The sequence below is a fragment of the uncultured Winogradskyella sp. genome (assembly GCF_947495255.1).
Taxonomy (GTDB): Bacteria; Bacteroidota; Bacteroidia; order Flavobacteriales; family Flavobacteriaceae; genus Winogradskyella.
In genome coordinates this window covers 129,166-140,082 of sequence record NZ_CANLYI010000011.1, presented here as the reverse complement: position 1 = coordinate 140,082, position 10,917 = coordinate 129,166, and the positions used below count along the sequence as shown (strand labels likewise).

The following is a 10,917-nucleotide window of genomic DNA, read 5'->3' as shown; positions in this document are numbered from 1 at the left end:
TTTTCTCAGGTTCGGTCTATTTTTGCTAAATTAGTTGCTTAAACCACGCAACTAAACCATACACGCTCACGTTGTGCCTAATTTAAAAAAACGCCCGAACTAACTATGATGTCTAATATTTCGAAAGCGGAATTAAAGGAAATAAAGCGGAATCTTCCAGATTATAAAAAGATAATTGAACAAGAAGACTCATTCATTGAAAACGGAAAATATAAAAGGATTTTTATTAGTGTTTTTGACCATTGGCTAACAAATGAAGAGGCGAGTGAAATGATTTTTGTCGACGAAAATTTAGACGAATTAAAAGCACGCAGAAATAAATTCAAGATGGTTGCAGAGGAATTGTATAAAACAACTGATATTTATTTTTGGAAATATAAACGGAATTATCGAATGGTTTTGAAAAAACCACTGAATTATGATGACGTTTTAAGGAAATGTGATTTTGATAATTTATGGTCACAAAGCGGAAAAAGATACAGCTTGATTTTACCAGAGTTTTCCGCGATTTATAGCGAAGAATGGGATTGGACTAACATTATTTGGTATACTGACGAGAAAAAAATAGTTCCGATTTTGAAAATTGCCGAAAATGCTGGATTGAATATTCTGAAATAAAAAACTAGGCACAACAACGTGTATAATTAATTGCTTGGGAGCTGTTAAAGTTAACTCGAGGATTTCTGCTGAAATCCCTTTGCTTATCCCCTTTTTATTATCTTAGTCCGTCAAGCAACTAATCATACACGAAACCGTTGTGTGTAATTTGAGAAAACCGAATGCAAAGAACAGAAATCATAAATAAAGAGAAACTTTTTGAGCTGATTGAATTTATTCTATCGGATTCAAAAACTGAACTTTATGAATCATATTCTGAAATGGAAAACGAATTAGTTCGGATAAGTAATTTCTCAGAATTTAAAGACTATTTCGAACATTCGACTACTGAAAAGAAAAGGCAATTAGGATTTGGGATTTATAATCCTGAAAGTAAAGGCAAGTTCACTATAACAAAATTAAAACTCGACCCGAAATACTGCAACGGAAAAACCTACCGAAACCGAATTGATGGTTGGGGAATAATATACGTTCATCTGAATTTACTAAATACCGAAAACGAAATTGAATGCCGAATTTCTGTGAACTCAAGAAAAAGAGCTGAAAATTGGAAAAGCACTAATCCTGAATTTGGAAATCCTGAATTGTGGGATTGGAAAATAATAGAAAGTAACGCAAAGAAAATAATAAAACAATTAAAAAAATACACACAACACAGTATATAAAAAATTGCTGGTGTTGTGCTTAATCAAAGGTCGTTGCTTGTTTTGTTACGTCTGATTTTCCTTCGGAAAATCCTCGCACACAAAACCGCAACTTCTCATATACTAACACGTTAGCCACAATATGACGAAAACCCAAATCAGAAATATAATAACAAAGATTCATTTCTACCTTTTGGGATTTGCTTTACTGAATTTCACGCTGAAAAGCACGATTGAAATAAGTCTGAATTATAGACTTGCTTATATTATAAACCTATTAGTTTATGGAAGTGGAATTATTCTCTTTTTCTGGAATTTAAAGCCATTTAAGAAAATTGGATTTTACTTTAGTTTTTATGCAATTACGCCAATTCTGACTTTATTATTCTGGTTATTTGGTGGAATATTTTTCGGAATTATAACCTCAATAGTTCTTTATCCTATTCAACCGAATGATATCGAATATAAGAAAGATAATTTTGTGATTTATCAAGAAAATCAAGGCTTTCTTGGAATGTGTTGTCCTTATAAAATTACGGAAAAGCAATTTCTAATACTTGAAAGGAAAATTAAAGAAATAGATTTAAACAATGAAATCGAATTTTATGATAATTCAATATATACAAAAAACGGAAAAACGGAATTGAAAATTAAATTTGAGGGATATCAATTTTTAGAAAGAAATTTGCCCGAAAAAGACACAATAATTTTAATCAAAAAAGAATAAAATACTGTGGCTAACACCGTATATAATTTATTGCTAGTTCTAGCCTACTTACGAAAATCCTCGCGGATTTTCTATTCGGTTTTTATTTGCTAAATTAGGTGCTTAAACCACGCAACAAACCATATACAACAACGTTGGCAATAATTAAATCGAGGAACAGATAATATGAATCCTGCAGTAATTTTAGCAATAGTTTTAAACGGACTGATTTTTATAATCTATCTGATTTTAAAAAATAATGGAGAAAAAGGAAATCTGTTTAACGGAGCAATTTTTAATAATCCGATTAAACTTTTCCAACTTGCAAACCGAACTGAAAACAAAGGAATAAAATTCACTTATTTTTTATTAGTTTTTGCTGTTCCAGTTTTGACAATTCTGTTCGGATTTACAGCATTTAATCAAATCTCTGAATTTGGAAAACGAGATGAATGTAAATATGAAGAATACTTTGCGAATCGTGAATGGAACGGAAAAATAATTGAAAAATATCTCGACAAAGAAAATCACGCATATCCAACTTTAAAAATAAAAAATGAAAACGGAATTTATATAATTCAAGATGGAATTTTATCCGAATTTAATAATTTTGAATTAATTAAAACCGGAGATTCTATTTCGAAAATGAAAGGAGAATTAATAATTCATTTATATAAAGCAAGTGGGAAAAGTGAATTGAAAACTAAAATTAATTGTGAAAAATAAAAAACTATTGCCAACACCGTATATAATTTATTGCTGGCTTCGTGCTTACTTGCGAAAGTCCTCTCGGACTTTCTTTGTCCGTAATTATTTACTAAATTAGTTGCTTGAAACACGCAACAAACCATATACAAACACGTTAGCAATAATTACCACTCATACTATAAACAGAAATTAAAATGCCTGCATACGCAATACTAGACTTAAAAATATTTGACAAAGAGAAGTTACAAGAATATAAAAACGTAGCGCCTGAAATCATAAAAAAATATAAAGGAAAAATAATCGTTCGCGGTGGTGAAACTAATACGGTAGAAGGAAATTGGAATCCAAAAAGAGTTGTGATAATTGAATTCCCGACTTTTGAAATAGCAAATGACTGGTGGAATTCGGAAGAATATAAAAAAGCGACTGAATTGAGGAAAAAAGGAGCGGAAACAAATGTTATAATTATAGACGGAATTTAAAAAAACTATTGCTAACACAGTATATAAAAAATTGCTATTTTGTGCTTAACCAATGTGAGTTGCTTTGTTTGCTAGCTTCTGATTTTCCTTCGGAAAATCCTCGCACACAAACACGCAACATTTCATATACATAACCGTTACCCAACATTTGAAAACGTCATACGAACTAACATATAAACCATTGATTAAAATTCTTATTTGGTTAGGAATTTTTCTTGTTGTGATAATATTTTTCGGAGACTTTTTATATGAATTAAAGTATGGAAGAAGTTTGAAAAATTCAAATAGTTTATATGTTACTGGAATTCCTTTTACAATTCTTTTATTACTTCCGAGTTTTTTAATAACGACATTCTACTTAAAGGAAAACTATAAGACTAACTTCACTGTTGACAAAAAGAAAAACATTATAGAAATTAAATCTGGAAAAGATTTAAAAACTTATAGTTTAGACCAAATTGAAAGTTCTATTTATAACAGACAATCTTATCAAAAAGATTTCTTTTGGGACACTTTTTCCTGTTACGCAGATTTAGGTTATTTAGACTTGACTTTTAAAAATAACGACAGATACTTCTTAAGTTGTTTCTTAATTGATATTACGAAAGAGCCGATTTTTGAAAATAGCAAAATAAAATACTCTTTTTTGCCTTTTATAGACAGAACAGACCCAAAACTGATAAAGGAAAAAGCCGAAAAACAAACAACAAAACGAATTGAAAAACTGAAAATAAATTATAGTGCTAAAACAGCAACTGAATTGAATGAAATGCTAAATAATGAATCAAAATATCAAAAAGAAGCGATAATAGCAATTAAAGAAATTCTGAAAAATAAAAACGTCGGGTAACACCGTGTATATTTAATTGCTTTATTCTTCTCTACTTGCGAATATTCCTGCGGAATATTCACGGGTTCGTAAAAGTTTACTAATTTAGTTGCTTAACCACGCAACTAACCATACACAACAACGTTGCCAAAAACTGTTCTCACTCAATTGCTGAAAAAAGGAATTTGTGATTTAAAGTTCTAAAATTTAAGGAAAAAATAAAGAAATGCTAGAATGTGGAACACTCTCTCGCTCGTGAAAATTTGTAAAATTGGGAAAATTTAGAAATTTAAAAAAGAAAATTTTATTACTCAAACTCTAAAAACAAAAATGCGGAATTCTTACTCGAAATCTGAATTTAGCAAGTTTGCGGAATTGAGCAAAATATGAAAAATCAGAATTGCGGAATTTACTCAAACTCTGAATTAAAAATTAGCGAAAAAATCACTCAAATGGTGAATTCAGAAAAATGGAAAAATGAATAACAAGAAATTATAAAAAATAAAAAACAGCTATTTGGCAACACCGTATAAAATTAATTGCTGGTTTTAGCCTATTTACGAAAGTCCTCGCGGACTTTCTATCTGTGATTTATTTGCTAACTTTAGTGCTTAAATCACGCAACTAATCTTATACAAATACGTTACCTGCAATTTGAAGAAACCGATACACAAATCGAAATATAAGAATATTAAAAGTACACTTTTGACTTCACTTTTTTGTGTCTTAATAGTCTTTTTTGCAATATATATAATTACAAATCTGAATAAAATTACAATCGGAACTTTAAGTATAGCAATCGGAATTTTAAGTTTTGTGCTCATTGGAAGAAAAATAATTGTACGACATATAATAAGAGAGGATTTTAATATAACAGTGGAATACCTTTTACGTCCGAATTATAAACAGAACTATACAAAAACTGATATAAAAAATGTTATTTTTAAAACGATTGACTACGGACGATATGGCCTGTATGAAAAAGGAATAATAATATTCAAAAATCAAAAAAATCACCATATAGATTATTTGACTTATGATATTGAAGATGTGCCTAAATGGTTTTGGTCAAATTTTAATTATCCTAATGAATTGAATAAAAACAGCAGGTAACACCGTGTATATTTAATTGCTTCATTGAGCTTACTTGCGAAAATTCCTGCGGAATTTTCTCGGGTTCGTAAATGTTTGTTAACTTAGTTGCTTAACCACGCAACTAACCATACACAAACACGTTGTGCATAATATAAACCTACTGCTATGAAGAAAAATTTGATTTACATTTTGACCTTTTTTTCGCTTCTAATTATGAGCTGTGAAGAAGACCCAATTCCTGCTGATATTGAAACTCTAATATTTGGAAAAATTTATGATTCAACTAATGATATTCCAATAGTAAATGAGAAAGTAAAATTAGCGGAATATAGCACGCAAGGAACATTTGCTGGAACGAATTACATATTTAAAGGATTTATAGATTCAACTACGACCGACATAAATGGAGATTATAATTTACCATTTAGTACGACTGGAAATGGAAATAAATATCAAATTCAACTTGACTTTAATGAACAAGTACATATACCTAACTTGGTCGAATTTATTCAAGACGAAAGTATTGGAAACCAAGAAGAACTGAATTTTGAGGGTTTGAAACTTTATCCTGTAGACTTGAAAGTAATAATTACAGACGAAATAACTCAAGAAATAGATGTCTACAAACAATTTCCAGAAAGATTAATTGACCCAATACCACCTTCGACACAAAATTCATTAAGACGAATTTGGATTGACAAAAATGTGGTTAACGAAATTACTTTTCAAATTGGAACTTCAAGTCCTTTTTTAAGTCATATCATTGAAATTCCAATTAATGATACGACGGAACTTTATGAATATGAAATAGAGATAAATTCTGCTGACTTCCAATAAATACTATGCACAACACCGTATATAATTTATTGCTGGCTTCTTGCTTACTTGCGAAAGTCCTCACGGACTTTCTTGGTCAATAATTATTTACTAAATTAGTTGCTTGAAACACGCAACAAACCATATACAACAACGTTGTGCGTAATTTGTCCAAATCCCGAAATTCAATGTATAAACACCTAACTTTAGTCTTGTTTGCTTTAATATTATTCAGCTGTCAGAATAATTCTTTTGACTATAAAGTAATACAATATAAAGGAACTGACAGCTTAAATGCCAATGAAACGAAAGAAGTTAAATTTAACGAAATTGGATTAGTGAAATCAGAAATATATAGAGGTTATAAAACTGACGTTGCAAATGGTACTTCTGATGTTAACACAACTTACTTGTACAATGACACTCTTTTAATTGAAACTCTAAATCATTATCCAAATAACCCAAAAGGAATTTGTTGTGATAGTTCAAAAACAGAATTTTTTTACAACTCAATTAAACAATTAGAAAAAAGAAAACATTACAACTATCAAAAAAGACTTAAAAAAAATATTGAATTCAAAGATGTAATTACATCTGAGGATTATGAACCCGAACCGACTTGGAAATTAAGTGCTGAATTAGAATTTAAATACAATGACAAAGGTCAAAAAACTGAACGTCATTCACCAATAATCCATTGGGATTCACAAAATAGATTCTTGTGGGAATACTATGATGACGGAAAGATTAAACAAGAAAAATCTTTAGACCATAATAGGATTATTTGGATTAAGGATTATGAGTATAACGATAATGGGTATCATTATACATTGACATGGTATGACTATCATGGTAAACCAAAAAAAACAATGTCTGAATATTTTGGTAGATTATACGAGTTTTTAGTTGATTCAAACGGAAATGAAATAGAGGAAAAAGTCACGAATGGAAATGGAAATGTTATTTCAAGAAAAATAACAGAATATAACAAGAATGGAAAAATCAAAAAAACCGTTGTTTTAGATAAAAATAATATTCCGAGTATGACTCACATTTATCAATATAAATAAAAACTACGCACAACACCGTGTATAATTAATTGCTTTTTAAGTGCTTACTTGCGAAAATTCCTGCGGAATTTTCTCGGGTTCCTAAAAGTTTGCTAACTTAGTTACTTAATCACGCAACTAACCATACACAAACACGTTGTGCGTCATTTGAGAAAAACTGTGAGATACAAGAAAATCAGAGGTTTAAAAAGAAAGGTTTCTAATATTCAGAATTGGATAAATGGATATTCGGAATTGAATATTCAACATCTGACTGAACACAAATATGAATACGCAAAAGTATATGTTGACCCTTGGGACAATTTGACTTTGACAGACAGCCAGATTCCTGAACCAAAAGGAAAAGCGAAAAAAGATATTCTAAATGGGCTTGAAAAAATCTATGACAGTTGGAAAACTGAATTAGAAAAACGAAACAAACCGTATTATTTAAAAATATGGCTTTACGAGCCAAGGATTTCAAAATCTCAAGTGGTCTGTGCAATTGACGACAAAATTGAGTATTATGAAAACATATTTGAAAAAGCAGATTTTAAGCAAAATAGCTCATCATTTACTAATCAATTGAGTTCTGATTTTAATTGGCAACCCAAAGCTGACGAAGAGCCTTATTGGAAAAGTGATTTGCTTTGGCCAATTGACCAATACGAACGAATTGAAGACAGTTATTCGGACAGAAGACTTTTGACCAAATTGGAAAAAGGGAATTATAAAAATAAGGAAATTGACAGCCCAAACGGAAATAAAGACACGATTTATTTCTTGCCAAAAGGTAAAATTTGGGTTGGAGAAAAATAAAAACGAACGCACAACAATGTATAAAAATAATTGCGGTTTAGTGCTTAATCAAAGGTCGTTGCGTATTTGCTACGTCTGAATTTCCTTCGGAAATTCCTCGCACGCAAACCCGCAACTATTCTTATACGAGACCGTTGTAACACATTTTGAGAAACCTGTTAACTTACATATTGACTTTTGCGATTTGTTTCGGATGTTCTGAAAAAAATACAGAATGGAACTCTGAAAAAAACGCAACAATATTCTTTGGCTCAGAACCGAAAAATGAAAAATTCACTCTGACTTTTAATAAAACTGATAAATCTCTGAATTATAAGTACGTTAATCAAATTGACACATCAAAAACGATATCAATAAGAAAAAGCACAGATTCAGATTCTTTTCTTTTCGGATTTGAAAAATTTAAAAAGACTAATAAAGAACCTTTTAGAAATAAAAAATTTAACGGTTTAGAATTTGACTATTACGATTTGGAAAATCCTGTAACTGACGGAACTGGACCAATATTATTTAATTCAAAATATGGAATTCTTGCAATAAATAATGTTTTTGGACCAACTATTATATTTCTTGATAAAAAAGATAATATTCTAACGGAACAAATAATTGACAAACTGAATGAGTAATTCATAATTAAAGAAGATGACAGAATTTATAATTATATTGATTTTAATATTACTCTTTGGAGCGTTTTTGTATTGGGCATACTTACCTGATTATAAAAGAAATCCGAAAGAATTTTGGCGAACATTAATCGGAATGCCAATTGGAATGTTAATTGGCGGAATTGGATTTACAGATTTGAATGAAAAAATAAAAAATTGGGCTTTAAAAAAAAACAAAAAAAATGATACCGGAAAATAAAAACGTGTTACAACAACGTGTATAATTCATTGCTGGTTATAGCCTACTTACGAAAGTCCTCACGGACTTTCTATCTGTGATTTATTTGCTAACTTTAATGCTTAAACCACGCAACGAAATCATACACAAGACCGTTGTAAAACATTTGAGGAAAAAATGGAAAGTCTATTTAAAAAATTAAAGTTAATTGATTCCTTGGTGTTTGAATATGATATTGAACCAAAAGAATTTCAGAAAAGAATCAAACTGATTGTTGATGAAGAAACACCTATTTTATTAGACGAATTATATCGTTCAAAAAAAATATTTTGCGGAAAAGTAGGAGATAATAAATTCACTTTGAGAAAAAAAAGAAAGTTTATGAATCTGAATATTCAATCGTCTAATGCTGTTGGAATAATAAGTGTGGAAAATCAGAAAACCAAACTAAACGTGAAAATTTTCGGATATGATGAAATCTCAACACTTGCGATAATAATTGGACCAATATTCTTTTTGATATTATTTTCTGTAATCATAATAAAAGAAGCTTATCCTGCATTAATATTGTTTGTTCCAATAGCAACATTGATATTGATTTTCCCATATTACACTATGAAAAAAAATATGAAAATATTCCGAAATGAGTTAAATGAGAATTTGAAATTTAAATAAAAAACGTTTTACAACACCGTGTATATTTAATTGCTAGGTCTAGCCTACTTACGAATATTCCTGCGGAATATTCTATTCGGTTTTTATTTGCTAAATTAGTTGCTTAAACACGCAACTAAGCATACACAAACACGTTGTGCAACATAACTCAAACTCACGGAAACTGAATGAAATCTGAATTTGAAAAAGACATTTTGGGAGAATATGACAAGTTTTCTCTTTCGGAAAATCTAATTGAAAAAGAATCATTGAGAAAAAGTATTCGTGAGAAAATAATCGCTAAAACCGAATTGAATTCTTTAGATTATCAATTGCTTGGATTAATTGATACAGGAAGTGACGATTGGAGAAATAATTCGAAAAAAATAATTGAGAATTTAAAAAAAGCAGTTGAAAAAGACAAATCGAATTTTATGGCTCAATTATATTTAGCACATATTTATCACGATATCGGAAATTTAGAACTTGCACTTAAAAATTATTTAAAGGTTGACACTAAAGCTCTGAAAAAATTTCAACTTTGGAGATATGTAAAATTGATTGAACAAATTGGATTTTGTACTTATAAATTAGGAAATGAAACTGCAGGAATAGTATTCTTTGAAAAAGTATTGAATTGGTATATGAAAACACCTGAAAATGGACTAGCAAGACCTTCTGAATTACTTGAATGTCTGCCAGAAAATCATAGAATTGTAATTGAAATTAAGAAAATTGAAGATTATTTAGAATAAAAATTACGTTGCACAACACCGTGTATAATTAATTGCTTCATTCTTCCCTACTTGCGAATATTCCTGCGGAATATTCACGGGTTCGTAAAAGTTTACTAAATTAGTTTCTTACACACGCAACTAACCATACACAACAACGTTAGCTACAATATAATGACGATATCGACCTTCAACAAACTTGAGAATACAACTTCGGACTTTGAGCTATTAAAACGTGAAAGCGAAAAAAAGTGGAAAAACCTCAATCTTTATACAAAAGTTTATGGATATCAAATTCAAGAAAACTCAAAATGGAATAAAGGTTTGAATGAAAAAGAGTTATTTGATTTTCAGTCGGAACTCGGATTTGAATTTCCAGAGTGTTTAAAAGATTTTTATAGAACAATGAATGGATTGAACAAACAAGGCATCAACTTTCGAGGTGGAGAAAATATTGAGCCAAATTTTGGTTCAACATTTTATTCTTATCCGAAAGATATAGCTAAGATAAAAGAGCAAATAGACTGGGTTAGAAAAGATAACAAAATAAATCAAGAACAAAAAGCACCAAATATTTTTCCGTTTTTAGGGCATAGATTCTTAATAATAGACAATTATGAACAAGTTTTATCAATGGTTGGAAGAGATATCATATGTTGGTCTGAAAAGTTAATTAAAGGAATAGCTCTCGATATATTTGAATTTGACCATTCCAAATTACCAGAAAAAAAATATGAAACTGATGGATTTTGGAATGAAAAAATACTGTAGCTAACAATGCGTATAGTTAATCGCTGCTAAAAGCTTACTCGCGAAAATTCCGCTGGAATTTTCTCAGGTTCGGTCAATTTTTGCTAAATTAGTTGCTTAAACCACGCAACTAAACCATACACGCTCACGTTGTGCGTCATTTGAGGGAA

15 protein-coding genes are annotated in these 10,917 nt (G+C 29.9%); all 15 read left to right on the top strand.

The features are described 5' to 3' along the window. Nucleotides 1–105 precede the first annotated feature (105 nt). The 15 genes from Q0807_RS17350 (at nucleotide 106) to Q0807_RS17280 (ending at nucleotide 10,768) form a co-directional block, all read left to right on the top strand. Nucleotides 106–618 (top strand): hypothetical protein, encoded by a 513-nt coding sequence (locus tag Q0807_RS17350; protein WP_299112210.1) that lies wholly within the window; start codon nucleotides 106–108, stop codon nucleotides 616–618. 161 nt (nucleotides 619–779) lie between these two features. Continuing rightward, complete coding sequence (locus Q0807_RS17345) at nucleotides 780–1,283, top strand: hypothetical protein (protein ID WP_299112209.1); 504 nt, start codon at nucleotides 780–782, stop codon at nucleotides 1,281–1,283. A 121-nt stretch (nucleotides 1,284–1,404) separates the two neighbouring features. Then, on the top strand, nucleotides 1,405–1,989 hold the full coding sequence (locus Q0807_RS17340) for a hypothetical protein (protein ID WP_299112206.1): 585 nt from the start codon (nucleotides 1,405–1,407) through the stop codon (nucleotides 1,987–1,989). A gap of 165 nt (nucleotides 1,990–2,154) precedes the next feature. Next, entirely contained in the window at nucleotides 2,155–2,694 is a 540-nt protein-coding gene (locus tag Q0807_RS17335; RefSeq protein ID WP_299112204.1) for a hypothetical protein, read from the top strand. A gap of 176 nt (nucleotides 2,695–2,870) precedes the next feature. Continuing rightward, on the top strand, nucleotides 2,871–3,158 hold the full coding sequence (locus Q0807_RS17330) for a DUF1330 domain-containing protein (protein WP_298236722.1): 288 nt from the start codon (nucleotides 2,871–2,873) through the stop codon (nucleotides 3,156–3,158). Between the two features lie 271 nt (nucleotides 3,159–3,429). Continuing rightward, nucleotides 3,430–4,008, top strand: coding sequence for a hypothetical protein (locus tag Q0807_RS17325; protein ID WP_299112202.1), 579 nt, complete (start codon nucleotides 3,430–3,432; stop codon nucleotides 4,006–4,008). A 684-nt stretch (nucleotides 4,009–4,692) separates the two neighbouring features. Then, entirely contained in the window at nucleotides 4,693–5,100 is a 408-nt protein-coding gene (locus Q0807_RS17320; RefSeq protein ID WP_299112200.1) for a hypothetical protein, read from the top strand. 195 nt (nucleotides 5,101–5,295) lie between these two features. Then, complete coding sequence (locus tag Q0807_RS17315; RefSeq protein WP_299112198.1) at nucleotides 5,296–5,919, top strand: hypothetical protein; 624 nt, start codon at nucleotides 5,296–5,298, stop codon at nucleotides 5,917–5,919. A 167-nt stretch (nucleotides 5,920–6,086) separates the two neighbouring features. Continuing rightward, nucleotides 6,087–6,968, top strand: coding sequence for a hypothetical protein (locus tag Q0807_RS17310; RefSeq protein WP_299112196.1), 882 nt, complete (start codon nucleotides 6,087–6,089; stop codon nucleotides 6,966–6,968). Between the two features lie 159 nt (nucleotides 6,969–7,127). Continuing rightward, nucleotides 7,128–7,766 (top strand): hypothetical protein, encoded by a 639-nt coding sequence (locus tag Q0807_RS17305; protein ID WP_299112194.1) that lies wholly within the window; start codon nucleotides 7,128–7,130, stop codon nucleotides 7,764–7,766. Between the two features lie 146 nt (nucleotides 7,767–7,912). Beyond that, a complete protein-coding gene (locus tag Q0807_RS17300; protein ID WP_299112192.1) occupies nucleotides 7,913–8,392 on the top strand; it encodes a hypothetical protein in 480 nt (159 codons plus the stop codon). A 16-nt stretch (nucleotides 8,393–8,408) separates the two neighbouring features. After that, the gene (locus Q0807_RS17295; RefSeq protein ID WP_299112190.1) at nucleotides 8,409–8,630 is read left to right on the top strand and encodes a hypothetical protein; all 222 of its coding nucleotides are present in this window, start codon (nucleotides 8,409–8,411) and stop codon (nucleotides 8,628–8,630) included. Nucleotides 8,631–8,786: 156 nt separating this feature from the next. After that, the gene (locus tag Q0807_RS17290; RefSeq protein ID WP_147376113.1) at nucleotides 8,787–9,284 is read left to right on the top strand and encodes a hypothetical protein; all 498 of its coding nucleotides are present in this window, start codon (nucleotides 8,787–8,789) and stop codon (nucleotides 9,282–9,284) included. 167 nt (nucleotides 9,285–9,451) lie between these two features. Then, entirely contained in the window at nucleotides 9,452–10,018 is a 567-nt protein-coding gene (locus Q0807_RS17285; RefSeq protein ID WP_299112185.1) for a lipopolysaccharide assembly protein LapB, read from the top strand. A gap of 153 nt (nucleotides 10,019–10,171) precedes the next feature. After that, nucleotides 10,172–10,768 carry an SMI1/KNR4 family protein gene (locus tag Q0807_RS17280; RefSeq protein WP_299112183.1) on the top strand — a complete coding sequence of 199 codons (597 nt, stop codon included), beginning with the start codon at nucleotides 10,172–10,174 and terminating at the stop codon, nucleotides 10,766–10,768. Nucleotides 10,769–10,917 lie beyond the last annotated feature (149 nt).